Genomic DNA, 25,478 nt, shown 5'->3' with positions numbered 1-25,478 from the left:
CAATGCGCGATCGCGAACGGGCGTGTAGCCAGTTGATCGACCGCCCGTGGCTAGCGCGCGATCGCCTGGGGCGGCGACGGCGCCGTCCCATCGCATGGGAGTTCATCTTGTTCGGAGAGCAGCGTACAAGAGGCGCTCTCATCGAGGAATCGACTGATGTCCCCCGGCGCCGAAACCTGGTCGAGCCTGACTTCCCTGGCCACGGAAACCATCAGGGGAGAGTTCGCGGCGCTGCGCCCCCTGTCAGTCGCCGACGCGGAGACCACGCACCAATGGCGCCATGCGGCCAGGGCGGCCTATCTCAACCAGGGCGCCGCCACGGTGGAGGAACAGGCGCGATGGATCGCCGGTCGCCCGGCCTCGGAACTCAACTACATCATTGAACTGACCAGCGGCGAGCCCGTGGGAATGCTGTCTCTGGTCGCGATCGACCTGACCCACCGTCGCGCGGAATCCGCCCGGTTCCTGATCGGCGACGAAGCGCTGGTCAAGGGCGCGCCGGTGGCCGTCGAGGCCATGAAACTGCTCTACGCTGTTGGGTTCGACCGCCTTGGCCTGGAGCGCATTCATGGTTTGATCGAGGCGCGCAATCACCTCATGCTGAAATGGCAACTCTATCTGGGCATGAAGGAAGAGGGTCGTTTGCGCCGACACTATTTGAGAGACGATGAGTTCGTCGACGCGGTGGCCCTAGGGCTTCTGGCCGATGAGTATCGCCGCGTGAGCCTGCCCAAGATGAACGCGCTGATCGCCCTCGCGCGCGGCCGAGCGGCGGCGAATTGAGCGCCATGGACAGACGTGAGCAAGTGCTCGGCATCATCTATGCCGCGCTGGAGAGCCTCAACGCCGAGCTGAGCGAGGATCGGCAGGTCGAGATCGGGCCGACGACGGCGCTGTTCAGTCCCGACGCAGCGCTGGACTCCCTGTCGTTGGTCTCGGTGATCATCGACGTGGAGACGGCGCTGACCCTGGAATGGGACGCGCCGATCAGCCTGACGGACGACCGCGCCATGGCCCGCGCCATCTCTCCTTTCGACGATGTGGGCACGCTGACCGACTACATTCTCGAACTCCTCGCTGAAGTCAGCCCGGCCTGAGGCGACCCATGGACGATCTCGTCGGCCGTTATGTGGGGCGCACCGCCCTGGTCACCGGATCCACCCGCGGGGTGGGCCGCCTGATCGCCGAACACTTCCTGGCGCAGGGCGCGTCGGTAATCGGTTTCGCGCGCTCGCCGGGCACGATCACGCACCCGGCCTACCAGCATGTCGAGGTCGATCTCGCCGACCCCATGGCCATCCAGAAGGCGTTCATGGGGCTGCACAAGAGCGCCGGCCGCGTCGACATCGTGGTCAACAACGCCGCCGTCCTGACCTCGCAATACGCGATGATCATGCCGCCCGGCGCGGCGCAGGCGATGGTCAACGTCAACCTGTTGGCGCCGTTCATCGTCTCGCGCGAGGCGGCCAAGTTCATGCGCAAGACCAAGTGGGGCCGGATCATCAACATCGGCTCGATGGCCGCCAGCCTCGAGCCGATCGGCGATTCCGTCTACGCCGCTTGCAAGGCGGGGCTGAGCACCCTGACCAATGTCATGGCCAAGGAGTTCGGGGCCATGAACGTCACCTGCAACACGCTGGCGATCACCGCCATCGAAACCGACATGCTCAGCCAGCTGCCGCGCGACAAGATCGACCAGATCATCGCCGGCCTGCCCATACCGCGCTTCGCCGAACCGGCCGACATCCTCAACGCCATCGACTTCTTCGCGTCGGAAGCCAGCGGCTACATCACTGCCCAGACCCTGTACCTAGGGGGGGTCAATTGACGATGCCGGCCCATGAGGCTGGGACGGCCGAACCCGTGGCGGTCGGGGAAGGCGTGTGGCGGGTGACCGGCGGGATCTTCTCGTCCAACGCCTATATCTGCGCGGCGGGCGACGGCTCCGGCTTCATCATCGACCCCGGCCTCGACCCGGCGAAGATCGACCGCGCTGCCCAGGCCCTGGGCCTGACGCCGCGTCAGGTGTTCTGCACCCACGGCCATTTCGACCACATCGGCGGCGCCGCGCACTTCCAGAAGGCCTATGACGCCGAGGTGTTCGTCCATCCGGCCGATATGAAGACCATGAAGAGCGGCAACTTCCTGCTGATGGTCCTGAAGATCGCCCAGCGGATCGAGTTGCCGAAAGTCACCCCCGTGGACGTGACCGCCGCGCCGTTCATGGTCGGGGGACGCCCGCTGACCTACCATCCGGTTCCGGGCCATACGCCGGGCAGTTGCTTCATCGAGTATGGCGAGGCGCTGTTCACTGGCGACAGCCTCTACGCGCGCGGCGTCGGCTTGTCGGACCTGCCCGGCGAGGACCATGACGGCCTGCGCCGCAGCCTGCTGGCGCTGTGGGACAAGATCCCCGCCGAACGGATGATCCACCCTGGCCACGGCCCCTCGGCCCGCTTCGACGCCATCCGCGCCGACAATCGCGCGCTGCTGGACTTCCTCTTCGCCACCCCCGACACAGCGGACGCGGACTGACATGTCTTCTCCCAGCGGCATTCGCATCGTCGGCGTCGGCCACCACCTTCCCGACATCATCGAGGACAACGAACAACTCTGCCGCAACCTCGACGTCACGCCGGAATGGATTGTCGAGAAGACCGGCATCAAGCGCCGCTACCTGGCGGGACCGGACGAGACCGCCTCGGGCCTGGCCCTGAAGGCGGCCCAGCGCGCCCTGGCTTCGGCCGGCGTCGGGGCCGAGGGCATCGACCTCGTCGTCGCCTGCACCTTCTCGGCCGACTACACCTTCCCGGCCCTCTCGGCCAAGATCCACAAGGATCTGGGCGTCAAGGGCGGCCAGATCTTCGACCTCCAGGCTAACTGCGCGGGCTTCGTTTCGGGGCTGACCGCCGCCAGCGACCGGATGGCCGCCGATCCGTCGGTGCGCAACGCCCTGGTCGTCGGGGTCGAGCTGAACAGCCGCTATATCGACCGCGCCAACGCCGACAGCGCGATCTACCACAGCGACGGGGCCGGCGCGGTGGTGCTGGGGCGCGACCCCGGGCGGGGCATCATCGCCTCGTCCTTCCACACCGACAGCTCCAACTACGAGGCCGTCCGGGTGCGCGGCGGCGGGTCGAGCTTCCCGGTGATGGGCCGTGGCGCGCCGGCCGAGACCGACGTCATGGAACTGAACGGCCTGGCGACCTGGAAACAGGCGATCACCCACCTGCCGACGGTGATCCGCGCCGCCTGCGCCAAGGCCCAGGTCGATCCCAAGGCCGTGGACTTCCTGGTGTTCCACCAAGCCAACTACAACCTGATCGACTATCTGGTGCGCAAGATGGGCTTTGATCTGTCGAAGACCTACACCAACGTGCAGGAGATCGGGAATACCGGCGCGGCCTCGGTCGCCATCGCCCTCAGCGAAGCCGTCGAGCGCGACCTGATCGCTCCGGACTCCCTGGTGGTGTTGGCGGCGGTGGGCGCGGGCTTCAACTTCGGCGCCAGCGTCTGGCGCTGGGGTCCGATCACTGTCAGCGGCGAGGTGTAGCGTGTTCTCCGATTTCGAAACGCTCCAGGTCGGCGACACCCGTTCGCTGAGCCGCACGATCTCCGAGGCCGACGTCCGCCGGTTCGTCGAGATGACCGGCGACGACAATCCGCTGCACGTCGACCGCGCCTATGCAGAGAGCACCAGTTTCAAGGACATCGTCGTCCACGGAATGCTGGGCGCCTCGTTTATCTCGACGGTGATCGGCACCCAACTGCCCGGTCCCGGCGCCCTGTGGGTGGCCCAGAGCCTGGAGTTCCTGCTGCCGGTGCGGCTGGGCGACACCCTGACCATCGCCTGCGTGATCACCGGCAAACACGAGCGCGAGCGGCTGCTGGACCTGGACACCACGATCACCAACCAGTCGGGCCAGCAGGTCCTGACAGGTCAGGCCAAGGTCAAGGTGCTGGAGACCGCGGCCCTGGCCCAGACCGACGCCCTGACCCGCCGCGCCAAGGTCGCGCTGGTCACCGGCGGCGGCGGCGGCATCGGTCGCGAGATTTGCCTGGCCCTGGCCCGCGACGGCCTCGACGTGGTGGTCGCCTATCGCGGCCGGGCCGATCGAGCCCAGGCGGTGGTTGACGCCGTCGCGGCGCTGGAAGGCTCCACCCGCGCGGTGGCGATCGCCGCCGACCTGTCGACGACCGAGGGCGCCAAGACCCTGGCGCGCCGAGCCGCCGAGGCCTTCGGGCCGATCGACGTTCTGGTCAACAACGCCTCGCCAGCCATCGGCGCCAAGCCGTTCGAGGCCTTGGCCTGGGAGGACATCCAGGGCCAGATCGACGTGACGGTGAAGGCCGCCATGCTGCTGGCCCAGGCCTGCCTGCCGGCCATGAAGGCCCAGCGTTTCGGCCGCATCGTCAACATCACCTCGCAGGTCATCGAAGGCGCGCCGACCCCGACCTGGACGGCCTATGCCATGGCCAAGTCGGCGCTCTCGACCTTGTCGCGCTACCTGGCGACCGAGGTCGGACCGGGCGGCGTCACCGTCAACTGTGTGGCGCCGGGCATGACCGCCACCGCCCTGATCGGCGACATTCCGGAAAAGGCCCAGCTGATGGCGGCGCGGCAAACGCCGATGCGCCGCCTGGCCACGCCTCGGGACGTCGCTTCGGCCGTCGCCTATCTCGCTTCCGAAGACGCCGGCTTCATCACCGGCCAGACCATCAGCGTGAACGGCGGCATGGTGATGCGGTGACCACCGGTCCTGACGAGCATTCTGTCGCGGACTGGATGAAGGTCCTGGCCGACCCCGCGGCGTCGCTGGCCAGTCTGATGGGCGCGGTCGAGGAGGTCGAGACGCACGCGACGCTGCCCTTCACCGCCCACGTCGGGATCAGCGCCGGCGCGACGGCCGATCTGCTGGGCCTGTTCCTGCGTCGCCACGCCCTCTTGTCGGGCGTTCGTCTGCGGGTCACCCAGGGCAATTTCGACGATCCGCTGGGCGACATCGAGCGCTTTGGCCAGGCCGGCGTCGAGTTCCTGGTGCTGGCCCCGTTCTTCGACACCCTGGAGCCGGCGTTCGAAGCCCGCGCCGCGATGATGTCCGAAGCGGAGATCGCTGGGCGCGAGACCGAGATGCGGGCGCGCTGGCGCCTGGCGCTGAAGGCCGCGGCGAGGTTCCGCAACGTCTTCCTCTGTGACTTCCATCGCTTGACCCCCTCCGTGGCGGGCGGCGACCGCGCCGATGTCGTGCTCGACCGATTCAACCAGGCGCTGGCCGAAGAAGCCGCGGCCTTCGCCAATGTCCGCGTCCTGGACATGTCGGCCATGGTCGCCGAGGTCGGGCGGGCCGCGGCCTTCGACATGCGCTTCTACCTGCGCAACACCGCTCCCTATTCCGCCGCCCTGCTCAATGTCTGGGGCCGTCAGGTCGCGGCGGCGTCGCGCGCCTATGGCGGCCGGTTCCACAAGGCTCTGGTGCTCGACTGCGACAACACCCTGTGGGGCGGCATTCTCGGCGAGGACTTGCCCGAAGGCCTCCAGATCGGCCCCTTCGACTATCCCGGCAACGTCTTCTGGCGGGCCCAGACCGAGTTCGTCGCGCTGCAGCGCCAGGGCGTGCTGCTCTGCCTGTGCAGCAAGAACGACCCGGCGGCGGTCGACGCGCTGCTCGAGACCCATCCCGACATGGTGCTGCGGTCGTCGGACGTCATCGTCAAGCAGGTCAATTGGGACGACAAGGTCGGCAACCTGCGCCAGATCGCCCAGACACTGAACATCGGTCTCGACAGCCTGGTGTTCCTCGACGACTCCGCCTTCGAGTGCGAGAGCGTCAGGACACAGCTGCCCGAGGTCACGGTGTTCCAGGCTCCGGCCAACCCGGTCGAGTATCTGGGCGTGATCGCCCAGATCAAGGACCTGTTCCTGGCCAGCGGGGAGAGCGGCGAAGGCGCCGGCAAGACCCAGCAATATCGTCAGCGCGCCGCCGCGATCGAGGCGGCCGCGGCCTTCGACACGCACGAGGACTATCTGGCCTCGCTCGACCTGACGGTGACCATCGCCCGCGACGATCCCGCCCGCGCCGCCCGGGTCAGCCAGCTCAGCCAGAAGTCCAACCAGTTCAACCTGACGACTATCCGCTACACCGCGGAAGACATCGCCCGGCTGATCCAGGACGAGGCGACCACCGTCTACGCCCTCGACGTGGCCGACCGGTTCGGCCCGGCCGGCACCACCGGGGTGGTGGTGGTCCGCCGCGAGGGCGAGGTCGCCGTGGTCGAGAGCCTGTTGATGAGCTGCCGCGTGCTGGGCCGAGGCGTGGAGCAGTCGCTGTGGTCTACGGTAGTGCGGGATGCGGTCGAGAAGGGCTGCGTGAGGCTTCAGGCCTCCTACCGACCGACCGCCAAGAACGCCCAGGCCGCCGACTTCTACGACCGCCTGGGCCTGCCGCCGCAGGGCGATGTCGGCGGCGCGCAAGTTTACGCCGCCACGCTGGCGGCGTTCATTCCCCCTCCGACACCGTGGATCAAGGTGCTGCATGTTTGACGAAGAAGCCTTGAAGAAGGTGATGGCCGCGGTGCTTCGCGTGCCTGAGGCGCAGATCGGTCCGGACACCAGCACCGACACCCTGCCGACCTGGGATTCCCTGCGTCACATGAACCTGGTGCTGGCCCTGGAGCAGGAGTTCGGCGTGTCGATCCCTGACGAGGACGCCGCCAACCTCAGCTCCTACGCGCTGATCAAGTTGGTCCTGAACGAACTGACGGTGGACTGAGATGCAGTGGCTGCTGGACCGGTTCGCGAGCGCCCCCGAGCGACTGGCCTTCGACCACCAGGGTCGAGAGGTCACCTATGGCGGCGTGGTCGAGCGGGTGGGTGGTTTCACCCGCCAGATCCAGCAGGAAGGCATCGCGCCGGGCGCCAAGGTCGTCATCCTGGCCGACTATTCGCCGGAGGTCTTCTGCCTGATCATGGCCCTGGGCCTGAACGGCAATATCATCATCCCGCTCAGCCGCGCCGCGGTCGTCGAGGAGGCTTCGGCTCTGGCGATCTCGGGCTGCGACTGGTTCGTGGAATTCGACGCCCAGGGCGGCGAGGCCACGGTCCGCCGCCACGTCATCGAAGCCGACACCCCGCTGGTCGACGGCCTGGTGGCGGCCAAGCGGCCTGGCCTGATCCTGTTCTCCTCGGGCTCGACCGGCCAGCCCAAGGGAATCCTGCACGACCTCGAGCGGGTCGCCGACAAGTTCAACAAGGTCCGTGCGCCGGTCGTCGCCATCCCCTTTCTGATGATCGACCACTTCGGTGGGGTGAACACCATCCTGGCCATCACCAGCAGCCTGGGGACGGTGGTCACCGTCGCCGACCGTTCGGTGTCGGCGATCTGCGAGGCCATCGCGCGGCGTCGCGTGGAACTGCTGCCGGCCACGCCTTCGTTCCTGTCGCTGATGCTGACGTCCGGCATCCACCGCGAGCTGGACCTGAGCTCGCTCAAGCGCATCACCTACGGCACCGAGGTGATGCCGCAGTCGGTGCTCGACCGCCTGGGCAAGGCCTTTCCGGACGCTGAACTGCAGCAGACCTACGGCCTGTCCGAGGTCGGCGTCCTGCGGTCGCAGTCGCGCGGCGACGGATCGCTGTGGGTGCGGGTCGGCGGCGAGGGCTTCGAGACCAAGGTCGTCGACGACGTGCTATGGATCCGCTCGCGATACGCCATGGTTGGCTATCTGAACGCGCCGTCCGAGTTCGACGCCGACGGCTGGTTCAACACCCAGGACCGGGTCGAGGTCGACGGCGACTACCTGAAGATCCTCGGCCGGGTGACCGACCTGATCAATGTCGGGGGCCAGAAGGTCTATCCGGCCGAGGTCGAGGACGTGATCCTGGACCTGGACAACATCGTCGACGTCGCCGTGTTCGGTGAAGCTCATCCCTTGCTAGGCCAGATCGTGGCGGCCAAGGTCATCCTGCGCGAGCCTGAACCGGCCGACCTCCTGAAGCGCCGCTTGCGGGTGGCCTGCCTGGCCAAGCTGGCCGCCTACAAGGCGCCGGCCAAGGTCTACATCACCGACGAACCCCTCCACACGGCGCGTCAGAAGAAGACGCGCCGCGCCTGACGCGGAGAACGGCCCACGCCGTTCGACACCGCCCTTGTCCTCGATCGACGGAACCAAGCATGACGACCGCCCTGCCCAAACCTTCCGATTTCGAGGTGTCGGTCCTCGGCTACGAGCCGGCGGAGCTGATCAAGGCGGCGGGTGATTGCATGGCCTCCGGCGGCTACGTCGATGCCGAGACCCTGCTGCGCGCCGCGGCGACCAAGCGTCCCCAGGACGCCGACATCCGCTATCAGCTGGCCAGCGCCCAGATCGCGCTCAGGAAGCTGGACGACGCCCAGCGCACGCTGGCCGAGGCGCGAGACCTGCACGGTCGGCTGGTGGTCCAGGCCATGGCTCCAAAGGCGATGGATCCACAGGCCACGACCGGCGATCTGGTCGCGATCGTCGAGTTCCTCTACGCCAACAACCAGATGGCCGCCGCCACCCACGTGATGCAACGACTGCTCGAGTTGCACCCCGCCGATTCCGGTCTGCGGGTGAAGATGGGCCTGGCGTTCCAGCATCAGGGGCGGGTGGAGGAGGCGATCGCGGCCTATGAGGGCGCGTTGCGTCACTGGCCCAGCGCCGACGACCATTCCTATCTCCACTATGCGCGGGCCTTCCAGCGCGCCACGCCCGACGCCATGTTCCAGGAGGGGCTACGGTGGGCCCAGCTTCACGCGTCCAAGACCCAGGCGCCACGCCCGCCCGCCCTGTACCGGCCCGAGGGTCGCCTTCGCATCGGCTACTTCGCGCCGCTGTTCAACCAGCACCAACTGAGCAAGTTCATCCAGCCGGTGCTGGAGCATCACGACAGAACGCGCTTCAGCATCGTCTGCTATTCCGGCTCGCCGGCCGGCGACGACACCGCCAAGGCGATCAAGGCTGGCGCCGACCTGTGGCGTGAGGTCAACGGACTCGACGACGCCGCCTTCGCCAGACAGGTCGCCGAAGACCAGGTCGACATCCTGGTCGACCTCTGGGGCCATACCGCGGGCAGCCGCCTGGCGATGTTTTCCCGCAAACCAGCGCCGATCCAGCTGTCCTGGATCAACTATATCGAGACCACGGGCCTGACGCAGTTCGACTACGTCCTGCACGCCGACGGTCACGACCTGCCCGGCGCTCAGGACCTCTACAGCGAGACGATCCTGCCGATCGGTCCTGTCGTCGCGCCCTACAGGCCGTCGCACGACATTCCCCCGCCGAGCGCCACGCCGATGCTGGCCTCGGGGGCCATGACCTTCGGCTGCTATGGCCACCCCGCCAAGATCACCCTGGGCGTCATCGCGACCTGGGCGCAGATTCTCGACGCGGTTCCGACCGCCAAGCTGGTGCTGCGTTCGGGCTATTTCGACGACCTGGCGCTCAAGCGCACGATCTGGGCTCAGTTCGCCGCCTTCGGGATCGGGGTTGGGCGGATCGTCTTCCCGCCGTTCGCCAGCGGCCGCGACTTCCTTCTCAGCTATCACGCCGTGGACCTGATCCTCGATCCGTTCCCCTATCAGGGGCTGACCACCACCCTGGACGCCATCTCGTCGGGCGTGCCGGTGCTGACCTGGGAAGGGGATTACATGCACGACCGGATCGCCGCGGTGACCCTGCGCGCCTGCGGGCTGGACGAACTGATCTGCGAGAGCCAGGAGGCCTATGTCCAGACCGCCATCGACCTGGCCAACGATCCCCAGCGCCTGAACGCCTTGCGGGCGAGGGTGCGGCCAAGCTTCGACGCTTCGCCCTACCGCGATGAAGTCGGCTTCACCCGTCGCTATGAAACCGCCCTGGAAGCCATGGCCGACGTCTACAGGCCAGGCTAGGCGGTCTCGAACCCGTTGACCGCATCGATCACGCGTTGGACCTGATCGTCGGTCAGCACGGGGCTCATCGGCAGGGAGAGCACCTCCCGCGCCATGGCCTCCGCCACCGGCAGATGGAAGGCCGGCAGGCGACCGGCGTAGCAGGCCTGTCGGTGAGGCGGGATCGGATAGTGGACCTGGGTCAGGACGTCCTGCGCCCTCAGGTGCTCGGCCAGCCGGTCGCGCTCGGCGCAACGCACCACGAACAGGTGCCAGACATGGCTGTCGTCGCCGCCCGGCACGGTCGGCAGGGTCACCGCCGGATGAACGATGCCCGCGCGGTACCGATCGGCCACCCGTCGCCGCAGGGCGTTGTCCGCGTCCAGCCTGGGCAGCTTGACCCGGAGAATGGCCGCCTGGAGTTCGTCCAACCGGCTGTTGGTTCCCAGCAACCGGTTCTCGTACTTGACCTCGGACCCGTAGTTGCGAAGGGCGCGCAGGTGGGCGGCCAAGGCGTCGTCGTCGGTGGTGACGGCGCCGCCGTCGCCCAACGCCCCGAGGTTCTTGCCCGGATAGAAGCTGAAGCCCGCGGCGTCGCCATGGGCGCCGACCCGCCGCCCGTCCGTCACCGCGCCATGGCCTTGGGCGGCGTCCTCGATCAGCAGCAAGCCGCGCTCGCGACAGAGGTCGGCGAGGTCGGCCATGGGAACCGCCTGGCCGTAGAGGTGGACCGCCATGACGGCGCGGACCTGGAGGGTCAGGGCCGCCTCGACCCCGGCGACATCGAGGTTGTAGGTGGCCTCATCGGGTTCGACCAGGATGGGGATCAAACCGTTCTGACTGATCGCCAGCAGGCTGGCGATGAAGGTGTTGGACGGCACGATGACGCCGTCGCCCGGCTTCAATCGTCCCTGATCGATCCAGGCTCGAAGGATGAGGACCAGGGCGTCCAACCCGTTGGCGACGCCGATGACGTGGCGTGTTCCCGTGAAGGCCGCGAACTCCTCCTCGAACCGCTGGCATTCCTGGCCCTGGATGTACCAGCCGCCTTCGATGACCCGACGGGAGGCGGCGGAAATCTCGTCGAGGATCGGGCGGTTCACCGCGCCCAGATCCAGGAAGGGAACCAGGCTCAACGCCCACCCCGCACGTCGGCCAGGAAGTCGTAGTAGTCGCGGTGGTAATCCTCCTCCTCGTAGTGGCGGGAGGCCAGCACCAGGCAGACCGATCCGGATGAGAAGTTCTCAAGCTCCCGCCATGTCATCGGCGGCATGTAGAGCCCGAAATAGGATCGGTTGAGGGAGAAGGTTTCTTTCTTGCGACCGTTGTCGACGACGACGTCAAAACTGCCCGACGCCGCGATGATCAACTGTTCGAGTTGCTTGTGGGCGTGGCCACCTCGCGATCCGCCGCCGGGAACATCATAGAGATAGTAGACGCGCTTGATCTCGAACGGGACGACCTGTTGCGCCTCGATGGATGTCAGATTGCCCCGCGCGTCCTGTATTCGGGGCAGATCCATCATGCGCCAGGGGCCGGGTTGAGTTTCACCCATGGCATGTGCTCCGCAGCGGGTCGTGGGAATTTGAGTCGCCCGGTAATGTAGTCCTGTTCTTTCGTCTTGGTCCAATCGACGACCGCGTACGGTCCGGAGTGGCCGGAGCGCGACGGCCGGGGCCGCCGCGCTCCGCTCAGGTCTAGAACCGCCAGGAACCGCCAGCCCGGATGGTCTGGGTCTCGTAGCGGTCGCCGTAGGTGGCGTCATAGGTGATCCCGAAGCGGGCCTTGTCGCCGGAGACCAGATCCGCGCCGAGTTGCAGCGCCACCGCGCCGGCGCCGTACTTGGCGCCGGTGACCACGAAGCGGCTCGCGCCGCCCGCGAAGGCGTTGGAGGTCTCGCCGGTCAGGTCGCCAGTGGTCATCCGCCAGGCGATCGAGGCCCGGGGCCGCAGGACGGTCGTCGCTCCGACGCCGAGGTCGGTCTTCAGCTTGACGCCGACATCGACCACGCCGAGTTCGCGCGTGCCGCCCTGGACGCTCAATGCCGCGAAACCGCCGGTTTCGGTGAGGTCATCGCTCTTCACGCTGAGATAGGCGCCTGAGACGAACGGCTCGATCGCCGCCGGACCGACGGTCAAAGGGACCGAGACCTGGGCGAACAGCTGGGCCGTCTTGGCGTCGTACTTGCCCTTCACCCGATCCTGGGCGCCGGGGAAGAACACCGTGCGGGTGGTGTCGATCGACGACCAGGCATAGCCGCCGCCGACGCTGGCCCGCACGGGGCCAAGGGTCGAGGCCGCGTAGGCCGCCAGTTCGCCGCTGGTGCTCTCGGCCTGGCTGCCGCGCGCCGCGATCGTGGCCCGACCTTCGCCATAGGCGGCGGCCAGACCAACGCGGGTGGCGCCCAGCAGGGTGTCGCCGCCGACCACGAGGCCGGAGGTGTTGGCCTTGACGCCCGCCGCCCCGGCGCCCGCGTCGACACGGTTCCAGCCGGCCAGGACGTCGCCCCAGCCGCCGACCGCTTCGGCCGGCGCCGAGGCGCGGCCCTGCACGGCGTCACGCAGACGCCCGGCGCCGCTGATCAGCAGGGTCGAGACGTCGGCGTGGATCTGGCCGTCCAGGGCGTCGTAGCCCTGGGCCGAGCCAGCCGCGCTCTGGATGACCAGCGAGTCGTAGACGGTCTTGCCCAACCCCAGGGCTTCGGCGGCGTTGGCCACGCCCGCCTGGTTGCGGGTCGTGGCGAAGCTGGCGAAGCGGATGTCGTTGCGCAGCAGGTTCAGCCGGATGGCGTTGGCGCTGTAGGTCAGGCTGGGCGTCAGGAACGCCATGTTGCTGGTGACGCCGGAGAACTTGCCGGTGATGCCGCCCGCCGAGGTGACGATGCCGTACTGCGACAGACGCGCGTATTGGGAGGCCGTGCCGCCGGCCAGAACCTGCACCGTGGCGCCGGTCTGGATGGTGGTGACGCCGCCGACGGCGATCAGGTCGTGCTCGCCGGTCGGCAGGACTTCCGCCTGGTAAACCGAACCCGTGGCGAAGGTGAAGTCGCCGGCCACATGCAAGGTGCCCGGCGAGTTGCCGGGGGTCACCTGGCCGCCGCTCTGCACGACGACGTCGCCGGCGATCGTGCCCGAGCCCCCCAGGGCGCCCGACGCGCCGACCGTGACGTCGGAGGTCACCGAGCCGTTGATCTTCAGCTTGCCGGCGCTGACGGTGGTGTCGCCGGTGTAGGTGTTGGCGCCGCTGAGCTCGATGACGCCGCCGCCGGTGATCGTGAACGAGCCCGAGCCGGTGATCGCGCCGGCGAAGGTGGTGGTGTTCGCCTGGTTGACCGTCAGGGCGCCGCCGTCGATCGAGATCGAGCCGGTCGAGCCGCCGCTGAGGTTGGTGACGGTCTGGGTCAGGCCGCTGAGATCCAGCAGGCCGTTGTCGACCTGGACCTCGGCGGTGCTGGGCAGGTGCAGGATGCGCACCGTGCCGCCTTGCACCGTCGTCGTGCCGGTGAAGCCGTAGAAGCCCGACAGCACCAGGCGCTGGTTCCCCTGCTTGATCAGGTCGCCCGAACCGGTGATGTCGCCGGCGTAGTCGTACTCGTCGGAGCGGTTGAAGATCACCGTGCCCGCGATCGCCAGGTCGCCGGTCAGGGCGCCCGTCGTGCCGCCCGCGCCGATCTGCAGGGTCCCGCCCGCGCCCACCGCCACGTCGCTGGTTAGCGACTGAGCCACGATCAGTTTGCCGCCCGAGACGGTCGTCGAGCCGAAGCTGGTGTCGCGGGTCAGGGTGAACTGGCCAGCCTGCACCGTCGCGGTTTCGAAGCCGGTCACCTCGGCCAGGGTCTGGGCGGTGGTCTGGCCCGCGCCGTTCAGGGTCAGGGCGTCGATCCCCGCGCCGGCGTCGATGGCTCCGCCGAAGCTGGCGCCCGCCAGGACGGTCAGGCTGTCGGCGCCGTCGCTGAACTGCACGGCCTTGGCCCCGGCGCCGCCGGAGATGTAACCGGCCGTGGTCACGTTCGCGCCGTAGCCGACGCTCGGAGTCTGGATCGGCGCGGTGCGGATGGGGGTGGCGTTGAGCAACAGGCCGATGCCGCTCGAAGAGGTCACCGAAGCGCCCCTCGCGACCGTGACGGTGGCGCGGTTCATGGCCGAGACCGAAGCGCCGAGAAGGTCACCGGAGGTCTCGCCGGTGATCGTCAGGGTCGCGTCATGCCCGCTGAAGATCTGCAGGCCCTTTCCATTGGCGTCGGTGGCGACGGCCCGGCCGGAGGTGACCACCGAGTCGCCCCGGTAGCTCACGGACTGCAGGGCGACCGACCCGACGCCGCCGATTTCGATGTCCTGGCTGTTGATCGTCACAACGTCCCCGCGACCCAGTACGCCCGCGGTTTTGTCACTGTCGGCGCGCGCCTTGCCGCTGTTGATCACCACCGCGCCGCCTTCGGAGACCCCGTACACCGCCGAGGCGTAGGTTCCGACCGCCGAGGCGTCGAGGCTGTTGATCGTGATCTTACCGCCACCGCTAGACCAGGCGCCGATCGCGTCGGCGGTGTAGCTGCCGTTCATGCCAAGGTTGGTGGTGTGGGTGGCGCCGGCGTTGATGGTGATGTCGCCGGTGGTGCTGACGCCGTAGATTCCCATGTCGCCGTGTTCGCCGACGGTGATCTCGCCGGACGTGATGTTTAGCGCGCCTTCGCGGGTGTAGGCGAACACCCCGCCGGCCGCCGCCGTGATCTTGTCGGTGGTGATGTCGATGCCGTTTTGGCCGTAGACATTGATGCCCGAGGCCGCGCCGGTGGTGATCTCGCCGCTGTCGATGGTGACCTTGCCGACGTTCTCGACCCAGATGCCGACGGCGTCGTTGGTCTGGGTGCTGATCGTGCCGCTGACGATATCGACCGTGCCGGTCCCGCCGGCCGGGACGTGCGGCGAGCCGTAGACGAACGGCGTTTCGGTCTGGGCGACGAGGATACCGCCCGCCGCGTAGCCCGTGGTGACGATCGAGCCGCTGGTGATGTTGACGGGGCCGCTGGCGCTGCTGGCCATGATGCCGGTGGCTTTGTGATCGACGCCCGGAGCCACGCCGGACTTGTCGCCCTTGGTGCTGATCGCGCCGCTCGCGATGGTGACACCGGCCCCGCCGACCGCGCGGACGCCGTTTGCGCCCGCGCCGGTGGTGGCGATCTGGTTGCTGGTGATCGACACGGCGCCGGTGGTCTCGGCCTGGATGCCGGTCGAGGCGAAGCCGAGCGTGGTGATCTTGTCGCTGTCGATCGTGATGGCGGCGTCGCCGAACGTCACGATGCCGTAGCCGTTGACACCCTTGGTGTCGATCACGCCGCTGGTGACGTCGATCGCGCCCTGGTGGTCGATGGCGATGCCGGCCGAATTGTAGCCGGCGGTCGTGATCGAGTCGCTGGCGATGGTCAGCGAACCCGTGCCGCCCACGGCGGGGTGGCTGGCGTAGTTGAAGTTGCCGTCGGCGTCGACCAGGATGCCCTGCGAGTTGTCACCGAGCGTGGTGATCACGCCGCTGTCGATGGCGATGTCGCCCTCGTTGGTCCAAGTATAGATGCCGCGCGCCCAGGTCCCGGCCGTTGTGGCCGTGCCGCTGGTGATGTCGATATTGGCCTTCTTGGAATAGGTCAGCGCCATGATCGCGTCGACGGTGTTGCCGGCGTAGTTGCCGGTGGTCGAGGCCGTGCCGCTGACGATCTTCACGCCGCCGCCGCCGTTGGCGTAGATCGCCCGGGCGCCGGCACCCGTGGTCGTGGCGGTGGTGCTGGTGATGTTCACCGCGCCGTTCGCCGCCGAGCCGTAGATCGCCCACGAGCCATTGCCCGTGGTGCTGGCCAGGCCGCTGACGATGTCGACGCCGCCGCCGGTGCTCAGAGCGCTGATGCCGTTGGCGAAGCGCTGGACGCCGTTCAGGCTGGACGCGCCGCCGGTGGCGGTGGCCGTGCCGCTGGTGATCGAGATCGAACCGGCGCCATTGGCGTAGATCGCGCTGGCGCCGTGACCGGTCGCCGAAGCCGTGCCGCTCTCGACGATCATCGCCGTGCCGCCGCTGACATTGATGGCGTCGGCCAGGCGGTTGGCGCCGTTCTCGTAGATCGCGTGGCCCAGGGTGCTGGTGCTGGTCGCCACCACCTTGGCCGTGCCGCCGGCCAGGACCAGGACGCCATAGGCGCCGTCGCCGGTCGTGGTCACCGCGCCACTGGTGAAGGTCACGTCGCCGAGGTCGGCGCGCAGGTTGACGCCATAGTCGCGCTTGCCGGTGGTCGCCACGGTCTGGCTGCTGCCGATGATGTCGCCGGCGTAGCTGCGGCCTTGCAGGCCCGCGCCATAGAAGGTCCCGCCGTACTGGTCGATGGACGGGCCGCCGGTCGAGGCAATGGATCCGCTGGTGAAGTCGATGTCGCGGTAGGCGTTGAGGTTGACCCCGGCGCTGCCGTGGCTGGCCACGATGTTGTTCAGGGTCGCGGTGACGGCGCCCCCGTCGATGATGACGTTGGTGGGCGAGCGGTACAACGCATTGGCGCCGACCGACACGCCGGCCGTGCCCGAGCTGTTGGCGCCATCGACGTCGATGCGGATATCGCCCGTTCCAGCGCTCGCGGTGACCCCCGAGGTGTAGGTGCCGACCGTGGATACGTTTCGCGCGGTGACCGAGACGTCGCCGCTGTCGGAGTGGGCGGTGATGGCGTCATTGGTCCAGTTGCTGCCGGCGAACAGCAGCCCGGTGGATTTGACGTCTTCGGCGTCGACCGTGATCGCGCCGCTGGTCGTGTGGATGAACAGGCCCAGGCCGCCGACGTCCGTGCCGTTGCCGTTGCCATTGCCGGTGACGCCCTTGGCGTTGACCGTGACGGCGCCCGTCGTGCCCGCGACCTCAACGCCCGGGTGGTCGGTGTTGCTGACCGTCGCGTTGGCGGGAACATTCAAGGTCAGGCCGTCGGCGCCGGCGGCATAGCTGACGCCGCTAGTGATCACGCCCGCGGGGCAGGTCACCACGCCGGCGACGACCGGGCCGCATGCGCCGGGCGCCACGGCGGCCATGACGGGCGCGGGTTGAACCAGCAGCGAGAGACCCAAGGCCGTGCCCGCGAGCAGCAGGTTACGTCCGGCCGGCCCCTGAATAACCTTACGGTTGATTTGAACGATAGCTGACATGACGTCCCCCAGAATAAAATCTACCTGCAGCGCATGACGCGCGCTTGCCCCCGTAGAGTTTATTGCCGTGAAACATAAATTCTTTCACTTCGCACTACAAAACAGGATAGGCGCGGAATTTTCAGTTCATGTTAGCAGGATGAGCCTGAGAGTCTCAAATATGAGACGTTTAGTCATTGTTCGATTATTTCCGAAGTGGCAGCCGGAATCGCGTCTGGCGGGATTCTTAATTCCACTGAAACGACTGTGCCATCGGCGCGACGAGCGACTTGGCTCGCGATCCTGTGACCTTGATCCGATGTGTCATTCGGTATCGGCGGCGACGGCCTTCGCGGGTTTTGATTCGCGAGGGCGCTGGCGCCATGCTCCGCCAGGCCGAGCGAGATCGGCGGAAGGCGGGGCCCTACTGGACGCTGCCGTAGTGCCGCGCGATGTACGAGACGAGGTAGATCAAGCCGCCCACGGCGAAGGCGGCCTGGAAGCGGATATCGCGAACCACGCAGGCCACCAGGCAAAGGACGACGAGGCCCGCGATCCGGATCGGATATTCCGGCCCGAGCCTCGCGAAGTGTTCCGGCCCCTTCAGCCACGTGTCGACCGTATCCATCAGGTAGGTCGTCGCCAGAAGGCCGAAGAACCAGGCTCGGCGCGACAGGAAGTAGTCGCGGAAGCCGTCGTACTCACTGATGTCGGTCGGAAACAGCAGGCTGCACAGCAGAAACAGCATGGCGGTATAGGTGATCAGGAAGATGTAGGTCTCGAAAGTCAAAACCCGCAGTTGGTTCAGCTGGAATTCCCACCACCAGAAAGCGGTGATCGAGATCAGCATATAGGCCACCCAGCACAGGTGCGGCCACCACAGGTGTTCCTTCTTGGGGTGTTGCACGAGGCCGGCCACGCCGTTCAGCAGCCGGGCGATGCTCAGGCCCAGGATGATACTGATTACGGTCCGGACATGGACCAGCAGGTCGTGGCTCGGCGGAGAGACTTGCATCACGCGAGTTCATCACCCCGCGCGGTTGAACACCAGTCCTGTCTGCTCCGAAAACCGGCTGCGCATGCTGGAATGGGCGCGAACCCCGGCGGTGGCGTCGGGATCGTGCACGAAGCCCGCCTCGGCGAAGCGGGCGATCCAATAGTCGCCCCACTGGCAGTTGACATGGTGATGACCGGGCTGGCCGGGCACGGCGGCGGTGATGAATACATGCTCGCAGCCGCCGAAGGTGGCCATGAAGTGCGGCACGTAGTCCTCGTCGACATGCTCGACGAACTCCACGGCCCAGCCCAGGTCGTAGCGGCCGGCGTCGAGGGGGCCCCGGGCATAGTCGTGCTCGATGATCACCGGGCTGTCGCGGGCATATAGCGGGTCGCCATCGACGCCCATGGCGTGCAGGCCACGCGAGCGGGCGTAGTAGACCATGCCGGGCGGACCGCAGCCGACGTCCAGGAAGCTGCTCGCCCCAAACCGGGCGATCAGGTAGTCGAGCGCGCCTTCGTCGAACTGGGTCTTGTGCTCGTGGCCGCCCAGGTGCTCGGGCGTCGGCTCGGGAACGAAGGCGTCGGCGAGCGGCGGCAGGTCCAGGCCGCGTCGCAGCAGGTACGACAGGAAATAGCGCTCGCCCAGCAGGTGCTCGGCGGGCATGTGGCTGAGCAGGCGGGTGCGTTCGTCGCTTCGGATGGTGTTGTTCGACAGCATGTAACACCAGGCGTCCTCGACCATCAGGGCGGCGTGGCGGCCGTCGTCGCGGCGGACGGCGAGGGCTTCGCTCTCGTTCCAGGGCAGGGGCATGACGGTGTGGGTCGGCAGGATCAGGGCCTCGCGTCCGCGCGCGGCGATGGCGGCGTCCATCGGCGTCGAGGCCAGGTCGAGCCACTGCAGCGGCGTGCGTCGGCGCAGGCGAGTGACGACACGGCGATAGTGGTCGGCGATCACCGCGCCGCCGGCCCGTGCGCCCATCAGGTTGCAGCTCATATAGCCCTGCGGTTCGCGATAGCCGACGAAGCCGTGTTGGCGCGCCATCTCCGCCAGGGGCGATAGGTCGCGCAGGGCCACGCAGTCGGCGTCGACATAGAGGCCGCCGTGGTGGGCCAGCAGGTAGGCGCGGATGAAGTCGGACTGGTGGTTCAGCGCCAGGCTGTCCAGCGGCAGGTCACGATCATGGACCCACAAGGCGTCGAAGCCGGCCCGGTCGAGCAGGCGCGCGTCGGGGCAGCGCCGTACGATGGTTTGCAGGCACAGGTCGATATAGGCCGGACGGGGACCCTCCCAGAACAGCCAGATGGGGTGATCGGTCACGTGAGGGCTCCCTGGTCTTCCGAGATGGGTGGGGGGAGGCGGCGCAGCAGCTTGAGCGAGCCGGCCTGGGCCTCCTCGGCCCAGCCGCCGGCGGCGACCAGGTCGTCGACGAACGCCACCACCCCCGGGAAGTAGTCCGCATAGTCGTGGAACAGCACCCGGGCGCCGGCCGGCAGGTGGTCGGCGAAGGGCGCGAAGTCGGCGGCGACCGAGGCGTAGTCGTGCAGGCCGTCGATCAGCAGCAGGTCGATCGGTCCGCTCCAGCCGGCGTCGGCGGCGGCGCCGATCCGGGTCTCGATCCAGTCGCCCAGACCCTGCTCGGCGACCATGGCGTTGAAGCGCTCCAGGGTGGGGCCGTGGTGCTGCAGTTTCTGGTCGCGAGCCCCGACCACGCCGTCGAAGGGGTCGATGACGGTCAGGCGGGCCGCGCCGCCGGCGGTGCGAACCGCGCTGGCCAGCAGGAAGCTGGCCTTGCCGCAGAACGCCCCGACCTCGACCAACCGGCCGGTGGCCGGGGGCTCGGCCAAGGCGGCGCGGGCGGCCAGCACCATCAGTTCGCCTTCCTCGTCGGCCAGCCAGCCGTCGAGGCCGCGCATCACCTTGAGCAGCGGCCAGACCTGGCCGGGAAAGGGCGCGGGCGGCGGTCTGGCGGCGACGGGCTCGCGATAGCCTTGATGGTGGTCGCGAACCGCCTTGCGCACCGGATTTTCCAGCTGTCGCGGCGCGGGGTGCAGCCAGAAGGCGTCGGACGTGGCCAGCGCCGCGTTGACCTCCCGCGCGCCGTAGGGCTTGCGGTACTGCACCCAGGTCTGGCGGCAGGGGTTGGCGGCGACGCGAAAGCCGAGCAAGGCGGTCAGGGTCGGAAACAGCACCTCCTCGGTGGCCCACAGCTTCGAGGCGGCGAGGATCGCCTTCAGCTCCGGATCGTCGAACAGGTCGCGCATGGCCTCGCCGGCTTCGCGGAAGATCACGGTCGAAGGCCAGAAGCTCCAGTGTGCGAAACGCGCCTCGCCATCCTCGAAGCGGCGCAGGAAAGGCCGCCACAGGGCGCGCTCGGCCTGGATCGTGCGGGCCGGGGCGATGCGGGTGTCCGGGCCTTGCAGGGAAGGATTGCTGGACAGCAGGCCCAGGTTGGAGCGGTCGCCGAGCCGCCTGGCCAGGAATTCCGCGTAACCTGACCGCAGCGCCAACTGGTCGGAATCGACGATGGTCATCGTCTCGTAGTCGCGGCCCTTCAGGTGGTCGATGCAGTCGAGGGCGAAACCGTGCAGCGCGCCCCAGCGCATCGGCCGGGGATTGGCCACTCGCTCGACGCCCCAGCGGTCCCAGGGCAGGGCGGGGTCGAGCAGGTCGCCGCGTGGCCCACCGTCATAGAGCAGGATCGGCGAGACCGGATCCAGCCGCCGCAGGTTGCGCACCAGGTCGATGACGCAGTCGGGTCGCTCATGCACCAGGCAGGCGTGGACGTTGGCCACAGGGCGGGGCGTGGCGAAGGCTGAAGGCGCGTCCGCCGGTCGCCGATCGATCAAGGCCTGGACGCCTTGCGGATCGCGCGCCCGCCAATAGGCCCCGCCAGTTCGTTTGGGACTGGTGTTGCCGCCATGCACCCGGGCCACCAGGATGGAATTGTCGGCCATGGCGTGGACCCGGGCGCCCCGGGCCGCGAATACGAAACGGGTGTCCTCGCCGACCCGGATTTCCGGAAAAGGGTGAGCTCGCCAGACGTCCTTGCGATAGCAGAGGCTGGCGCCATAGACCCACGGTTCGCGGCCGCCATAGACATAGTCCCAGGCCGCCGCGCCGTCGTCGCGCAGGAACACCACGCGGTCGAGACCGCAGACGTCGGCGCCGGTGTCGTTCAAGGCCTGAAGCTGCCGATCCAGGCGATCGGGCGCGTGCCAGTCGTCGTCGTCCCAGTGCACGATGACCTCGCCGCGCGCCATCTCGCACAACCGGTTGCGCTTGGCGCCCACCACGCGGCGGGCGCCCTCGCGGACGTAGCGGATGCGCGGATCGTCGGGGATGAGGTCACCGATCGCGTCGCCGCCGTCGTCGAGGATCAGCAACTCGGCGTCGTCGCGACCCTGCGCCAGGAACGCCGCGATCGCCTGGGGCGCGAACCGCCGGCGGTCGGCGGTGGGCATGATGCAGGAGGCGGTGATCATGGCGACCTCAATCCAGCGGGATGATGCGCGCCGGCGATCCGCGATCGGGCGCATAGATCTGGCCCATGAACGACAGATAGACGACCATCGACATGACCGAGAGGTTCGCCGCCGTCCAGGTTCCGCCCAGGGGCAGGGCCGGGGTCGGGCAGAGCACGGAATCCGCCTTCAACGGCCCGGCGGTCTTGGCCCAGGCCTCGAACAGCGGACGCCGCAGCGATTGTTGCGACGACGGCTTGCATGGTTCGAGCAGGCTGGCCGAGACGGACAGATCCGATTGCACGACGAGGCCCAGTTGGGTGTCCACGATCCAGACCGCGCCTCCCGCCAGTATGAAAAGCAGGCCGAACGCCGTGGAGGCGTAGGCGCGCGGCTCCGGTGGTAGCCAGGCCTTCCATTCGTCGAGGTCGGCGGCCTGTTCGCGTACCGAGGCGACCGAGAGAAACCCGTCCGCGAACGTGCCGTTTCCGATCTCTTCGGCGAAGGTCCGCAGGTCTTCCGATCCCTCGAGGCCCATGGCCGAGAGCTCGACTCCTGAACCCGGCGCGGGTGCGCCGAAGGCTTCGATGAAGGGGGCGTAGACCATCAGACCGCTCGCAATTCGAAATTGGCTTGGGTTATCGCGCGCGTCAGCGGGCTGACGGCGTTGAGGAAGCCCAGCATCTGAGGCCGTTTGCGTCCGCCCTGCGACCCGATGCTGCGGTTCACGCCGCTAATGGCGATGGCGCCCGTCGGATCCGGGAAGCCCAGGCCCCAGCCTATGTCTGGATTGTGGGGCGCGTCGTGACCAGCCACGTTGCCGCCGCGGGTCTGGAACATCTGGCGAAGCGCCGCCTCGTCGGGACCACGTCCGTGGTCCACGAAGGCCTGGTTGTTGGCCAGCATCTGGGCGACCGTCATGGCGTTTATGCCGTCCTGTTGCTCGCGCAGTTGGCGCTGATATTCGGCCCGTACCGCCGAGACCGGTATGTTCCAGGGGGTGGGACGGGCCACCGGCATCTGTCGGCGGGCGCTGTTCACGGTGACCGACATCTGGCCGATCGAGACGAGTTCATAGCCCGGATCCAGGGCCTGGATCCGCGTGAACTCGTTCGCCAGGCGGGTCATGCGCGGCTGGCGGGCGCTTTCCGGCACGCCGCGGGCCTGATCCTGCGACAGGCTCTGGGCCTGCTCGCGCGCCTGCTCCAGGCCACGCAGCATCTGCTGGGCGACAGGGCTGCTGCCTCGCCCGGCCCAGCCGGTGAACATGGTGATCGCCTGGCCCAGCTTGCTGATGATCGGAGCCCAGTTGGGCCCTTCAGCAGCTCGCGCCCCGCCGCCGGCGCCGCGATAGTCGGCGGCGGGGGTGCGGCCGTCCGGGCCGACAAGACCGGTCGAGACGCCGAGATTGGCCGTGACCTCCGGGTTGATGCGCGCCCGCACCCACCAGGAGCCTCTGCTCTCGTAGGGCTGGATGCTGACCAGGCCGTAGCGGGTGCGGATGCCGGCCAGGATCGGCGTCAGCAGCCCGGCCGTGACCCGGCCGCGCAGCCGCCGCGCCGCGCCGATCGCCGCCGCGCTGGCCAGCCGCAGGCGCTCGGCGGGATCATGCGGCACGCCCGCCTGGGCGACGAAGCGTCCCAACCGCCGGGCCTGGGTGACGATCCAGGCCACCACTCGGTCGAGGGCGTTGTTGATGGGCGCGCGGATGCGGTTGATGATGTTGGTCACCGCGTCGGCCACCCGGCCCAGCCCTGCGATGCGGGCCAGGAAGCTGATCACCAGGGTCAGCAGACCGGCCAGGGTCGACTCGACGCGGGCCGCCGCCGGGGCGATGTTGCCGGCGGCGATCGTGGCGATGGCGTCGATGAAGGACGCGGCGACAGCGGCGATCTGGCGCAGCCGCTCCACGAAGAACATCACCGTGTTGTAGATGGCGATGATGGCCTGGATGAAGGCCCCGGCCGGACTGAGCATCGACAACAGCCGGGTGACGGCGGCCGAGACGATGCGGTCCTTCACGAAGGTCATCACCTGCTCGATGACCATGTCGCGCAGGTTGGAGAGGGTCTCGAGGATCTTCTGCCAGGCCGCCGCCGGGCCTTCGTTCACCAGGGTGACGACGATGTCGAAACCGGTCTCCAGCGCGCGGACCACGGTCTCGTTGGTGGCGGCCACCAGCTTGGTGCGGATGTTGGTCCAGGTCAGGCCCAGCACCGACAGGGCGAACTTCAGGATCTCGCGCAGGCTGAAGCCCTGCGGGATGTAGACCGCCGCGCCGGTCATCGCACCCGTCAGCCAGCCCACCAGCGAGGCGCGCAGATGGGTGAGGAAGTTCTTGGCGAAATTGCTGAAGCCCAGCTTGCCGGCCTGCACCAGCGTGCCGACGAAGCCGATCGGGTTGCGGATGATGGTGTCGAAGGCGCCCGCCGCCTTCTTGACGTAGGGCATCACCCCGGGGGCCACGACCTCCATGATGATCTTCAGCAGGTCCATCACCGTGCCGCCGGCCCAGCTCAGGAAGTCGCCCATGAAGCTGGCGAAGGCGCCGGCCACCTTGAGCAGGGCGCGGGGCGGCAGGACCAGGTCCATGATCTCGAGCGACCGCAGGGTGCTCATGAACCGTTCGGGGATCGAGGTGACCAGGGCCATCAGGCCGCTGATGGCGCTCTGGAACCAGGCCCAGGCGCGGGCGATGGCGTTGGCCCGCTTGATGTTCTCCCAGATCTCTTCCTGGCCGATCAGCTTCATGAAGCCGCCGATCAGGGTGTCGGCGGTGCGCGGCACGGCTTCGCCAGTGATCGGGTCGCGGCCCAGGACGGCCTTCAGCAGGTCCCAGCCCGGCGTGCGGGCGGCCAGGGCGGCCAGCGGCTTGAGGATCGCCTCCTTGATCAGGTCGAGAACGGCGGACACCAGGCTTTTGGCGAACGAGATCAGCCGGTCTATGGGCTCGGTGAAGATCCGCTTGGCCCGCTCCCAGACGGCGCCCAGCCGGAAGGCGTCGGCGAGGCCGAGGCCATTCACGAAGGCGTCGAGCGCGGCCTTGATCGAGCCGAGGCCGATGCCCAGCGAGGCGATCTGGCTCTCGATCCACGACCCGGCCTTGTCGAAGATGCCGTAGCGATCGAGCGCCTCGACGATCAGGCCACCGCCGGGCAGGAACTCGACCAGGGCGCGCAGGATGTTGGCGGCGCTGCGCTCGACCCGGCTCATATTGATCGGGTTGATGCCGATGACGACGGTGATCAACCGGAAGCCGGGGATGTAGTTGGCCTTGTCGGCGAACCAGTCCAGGGCCTCGCTGATGATCCCGCGCTGCACCTGGGGCTGGGCGCGCTGCGACACCGTGGTGTCGACCTGCCGCTGGACGGTGGCGCTCTGCTGGATGGTGTGGGCCAGCTCGTGGGCGATCAGTTCCTTGCCGGCCTTGCTGGCCGGCTGGAACTGGCCGCGATTGAAGAACACGTGGCGGCCATAGGTGAAGGCCTTGGCGCCCAGCCGGGCGGCCAGGTTCTCGGCCTTGGCGTCGGTGTGGATGCGCACGCTGGAGAAGTCGGCCTTGAACCGCGGCGCCATGAAGTCCTGAACGGCCTTGGGCAAGGGCGCGCCGCCGCCCAGTTCGGCCTGGATGGCGTCGGCGGTCGCGGCGGTGGTCTGAGCCTGGTCGCCGCCGGAAGCGGGCGCGGCGGCGGGCGCGCGGGCGGCGAGCGGCGACCCCCGCGACAGGTGCGGCGCGCTGGCCGGCGGCGGCATGGACACCACCCTGTGCGCCAGGGTCTCGGCCTCGTGTTCGGCGGCGTCGCCGGGCGAGGAAATGGCCAGGGGCGCGGCCTGGGTCCGGGTGGACAGCAGGACGGTGGTGCGGGCGCTCCACGCCGCCGACGACGGGCTGTCCGTGGTCGCCGCGTCGCGCCTGGCGGTCGCCGCCTGGGGGGCGGAGCTCTTGCTGGTCTCGGCTTGTCGCTGGACCGCGGCCATCAGG

18 protein-coding genes are annotated in these 25,478 nt (G+C 68.3%); 10 read left to right on the top strand and 8 right to left on the bottom strand.

The features are described 5' to 3' along the window. The first annotated feature begins 156 nt into the window (after nt 1–156). The 10 genes from ASD79_RS13475 to ASD79_RS13430 are packed head-to-tail and all read left to right on the top strand — an operon-like array spanning nt 157 to nt 9,911. A complete protein-coding gene (locus ASD79_RS13475; RefSeq protein ID WP_056722433.1) occupies nt 157–783 on the top strand; it encodes a GNAT family N-acetyltransferase in 627 nt (208 codons plus the stop codon). Between the two features lie 5 nt (nt 784–788). After that, complete coding sequence (locus ASD79_RS13470) at nt 789–1,097, top strand: hypothetical protein (RefSeq protein WP_056722431.1); 309 nt, start codon at nt 789–791, stop codon at nt 1,095–1,097. Nucleotides 1,098–1,105: 8 nt separating this feature from the next. Next, nucleotides 1,106–1,828 carry an SDR family NAD(P)-dependent oxidoreductase gene (locus ASD79_RS13465; protein WP_056722429.1) on the top strand — a complete coding sequence of 241 codons (723 nt, stop codon included), beginning with the start codon at nt 1,106–1,108 and terminating at the stop codon, nt 1,826–1,828. 2 nt (nt 1,829–1,830) lie between these two features. Continuing rightward, nucleotides 1,831–2,535, top strand: a complete 705-nt coding sequence (locus ASD79_RS13460) for an MBL fold metallo-hydrolase (RefSeq protein WP_056722427.1) — start codon at nt 1,831–1,833, stop codon at nt 2,533–2,535. A gap of 1 nt (nt 2,536) precedes the next feature. Continuing rightward, the gene (locus ASD79_RS13455; protein ID WP_056722425.1) at nt 2,537–3,553 is read left to right on the top strand and encodes a 3-oxoacyl-ACP synthase III family protein; all 1,017 of its coding nucleotides are present in this window, start codon (nt 2,537–2,539) and stop codon (nt 3,551–3,553) included. A gap of 1 nt (nt 3,554) precedes the next feature. Beyond that, nucleotides 3,555–4,751, top strand: a complete 1,197-nt coding sequence (locus ASD79_RS13450; protein ID WP_056722423.1) for an SDR family oxidoreductase — start codon at nt 3,555–3,557, stop codon at nt 4,749–4,751. 35 nt (nt 4,752–4,786) lie between these two features. Beyond that, nucleotides 4,787–6,541: an HAD family hydrolase gene (locus tag ASD79_RS13445; RefSeq protein WP_235524442.1), complete on the top strand. Its 1,755-nt coding sequence runs from the start codon at nt 4,787–4,789 to the stop codon at nt 6,539–6,541. Next, nucleotides 6,534–6,770 carry an acyl carrier protein gene (locus ASD79_RS13440; RefSeq protein ID WP_056722419.1) on the top strand — a complete coding sequence of 79 codons (237 nt, stop codon included), beginning with the start codon at nt 6,534–6,536 and terminating at the stop codon, nt 6,768–6,770. Before ASD79_RS13445 ends, ASD79_RS13440 begins: the two co-directional genes overlap by 8 nt. A 1-nt stretch (nt 6,771) precedes the next feature. After that, nucleotides 6,772–8,112 carry a class I adenylate-forming enzyme family protein gene (locus ASD79_RS13435; RefSeq protein WP_056722417.1) on the top strand — a complete coding sequence of 447 codons (1,341 nt, stop codon included), beginning with the start codon at nt 6,772–6,774 and terminating at the stop codon, nt 8,110–8,112. A gap of 59 nt (nt 8,113–8,171) precedes the next feature. Then, nucleotides 8,172–9,911, top strand: a complete 1,740-nt coding sequence (locus tag ASD79_RS13430; protein WP_056722415.1) for a glycosyltransferase family 41 protein — start codon at nt 8,172–8,174, stop codon at nt 9,909–9,911. Here ASD79_RS13430 and ASD79_RS13425 read toward each other — a convergent pair. From ASD79_RS13425 to ASD79_RS13390, 8 genes are all read right to left on the bottom strand, one after another. Next, complete coding sequence (locus ASD79_RS13425; protein ID WP_056722413.1) at nt 9,908–11,026, bottom strand: DegT/DnrJ/EryC1/StrS aminotransferase family protein; 1,119 nt, start codon at nt 11,024–11,026, stop codon at nt 9,908–9,910. The two genes, ASD79_RS13430 and ASD79_RS13425, sit on opposite strands and share 4 nt — an antisense overlap. Next, nucleotides 11,023–11,445, bottom strand: coding sequence for an FdtA/QdtA family cupin domain-containing protein (locus tag ASD79_RS13420; RefSeq protein WP_007661819.1), 423 nt, complete (start codon nt 11,443–11,445; stop codon nt 11,023–11,025). Before ASD79_RS13420 ends, ASD79_RS13425 begins: the two co-directional genes overlap by 4 nt. Before the next feature lie 142 nt (nt 11,446–11,587). Then, nucleotides 11,588–17,056 carry an autotransporter domain-containing protein gene (locus tag ASD79_RS25315; RefSeq protein WP_082584918.1) on the bottom strand — a complete coding sequence of 1,823 codons (5,469 nt, stop codon included), beginning with the start codon at nt 17,054–17,056 and terminating at the stop codon, nt 11,588–11,590. Between the two features lie 403 nt (nt 17,057–17,459). Next, entirely contained in the window at nt 17,460–18,050 is a 591-nt protein-coding gene (locus tag ASD79_RS13410) for a hypothetical protein (RefSeq protein ID WP_056722409.1), read from the bottom strand. 12 nt (nt 18,051–18,062) lie between these two features. Beyond that, on the bottom strand, nt 18,063–19,352 hold the full coding sequence (locus ASD79_RS13405; RefSeq protein WP_056722407.1) for a glycosyltransferase: 1,290 nt from the start codon (nt 19,350–19,352) through the stop codon (nt 18,063–18,065). Beyond that, nucleotides 19,349–21,517 carry a glycosyltransferase gene (locus tag ASD79_RS13400; protein ID WP_056722405.1) on the bottom strand — a complete coding sequence of 723 codons (2,169 nt, stop codon included), beginning with the start codon at nt 21,515–21,517 and terminating at the stop codon, nt 19,349–19,351. Before ASD79_RS13400 ends, ASD79_RS13405 begins: the two co-directional genes overlap by 4 nt. A gap of 7 nt (nt 21,518–21,524) precedes the next feature. Continuing rightward, the gene (locus ASD79_RS13395; RefSeq protein WP_056722403.1) at nt 21,525–22,103 is read right to left on the bottom strand and encodes a T6SS immunity protein Tdi1 domain-containing protein; all 579 of its coding nucleotides are present in this window, start codon (nt 22,101–22,103) and stop codon (nt 21,525–21,527) included. Further along, complete coding sequence (locus ASD79_RS13390) at nt 22,103–25,474, bottom strand: DUF4157 domain-containing protein (protein ID WP_056722401.1); 3,372 nt, start codon at nt 25,472–25,474, stop codon at nt 22,103–22,105. The genes ASD79_RS13395 and ASD79_RS13390 overlap by 1 nt, the downstream gene beginning before the upstream one ends. Between the last annotated feature and the right edge of the window lie 4 nt (nt 25,475–25,478).

It is taken from the genome of Caulobacter sp. Root655, assembly GCF_001427665.1.
Lineage (GTDB): Bacteria > Pseudomonadota > Alphaproteobacteria > Caulobacterales > Caulobacteraceae > Caulobacter.
Note: the sequence above shows the minus strand (reverse complement) of the source record. Positions and strands in the feature narration are given on the sequence as shown.

What these genes read in the sequence shown, in the direction of transcription:
- ASD79_RS13435 (WP_056722417.1), top strand. Translation starts at nt 6,772, where the DNA reads ATGCAGTGGCTGCTGGACCGGTTCGCGAGCGCCCCCGAGCGACTGGCC.
- ASD79_RS25315 (WP_082584918.1), bottom strand. Translation starts at nt 17,056, where the DNA reads ATGTCAGCTATCGTTCAAATCAACCGTAAGGTTATTCAGGGGCCGGCC.
- ASD79_RS13420 (WP_007661819.1), bottom strand. Translation starts at nt 11,445, where the DNA reads ATGGGTGAAACTCAACCCGGCCCCTGGCGCATGATGGATCTGCCCCGA.
- ASD79_RS13470 (WP_056722431.1), top strand. Translation starts at nt 789, where the DNA reads ATGGACAGACGTGAGCAAGTGCTCGGCATCATCTATGCCGCGCTGGAG.
- ASD79_RS13430 (WP_056722415.1), top strand. Translation starts at nt 8,172, where the DNA reads ATGACGACCGCCCTGCCCAAACCTTCCGATTTCGAGGTGTCGGTCCTC.
- ASD79_RS13460 (WP_056722427.1), top strand. Translation starts at nt 1,831, where the DNA reads ATGCCGGCCCATGAGGCTGGGACGGCCGAACCCGTGGCGGTCGGGGAA.
- ASD79_RS13455 (WP_056722425.1), top strand. Translation starts at nt 2,537, where the DNA reads ATGTCTTCTCCCAGCGGCATTCGCATCGTCGGCGTCGGCCACCACCTT.
- ASD79_RS13445 (WP_235524442.1), top strand. Translation starts at nt 4,787, where the DNA reads ATGAAGGTCCTGGCCGACCCCGCGGCGTCGCTGGCCAGTCTGATGGGC.
- ASD79_RS13475 (WP_056722433.1), top strand. Translation starts at nt 157, where the DNA reads ATGTCCCCCGGCGCCGAAACCTGGTCGAGCCTGACTTCCCTGGCCACG.
- ASD79_RS13465 (WP_056722429.1), top strand. Translation starts at nt 1,106, where the DNA reads ATGGACGATCTCGTCGGCCGTTATGTGGGGCGCACCGCCCTGGTCACC.
- ASD79_RS13395 (WP_056722403.1), bottom strand. Translation starts at nt 22,103, where the DNA reads ATGGTCTACGCCCCCTTCATCGAAGCCTTCGGCGCACCCGCGCCGGGT.
- ASD79_RS13400 (WP_056722405.1), bottom strand. Translation starts at nt 21,517, where the DNA reads ATGATCACCGCCTCCTGCATCATGCCCACCGCCGACCGCCGGCGGTTC.
- ASD79_RS13390 (WP_056722401.1), bottom strand. Translation starts at nt 25,474, where the DNA reads ATGGCCGCGGTCCAGCGACAAGCCGAGACCAGCAAGAGCTCCGCCCCC.
- ASD79_RS13440 (WP_056722419.1), top strand. Translation starts at nt 6,534, where the DNA reads ATGTTTGACGAAGAAGCCTTGAAGAAGGTGATGGCCGCGGTGCTTCGC.
- ASD79_RS13410 (WP_056722409.1), bottom strand. Translation starts at nt 18,050, where the DNA reads ATGCAAGTCTCTCCGCCGAGCCACGACCTGCTGGTCCATGTCCGGACC.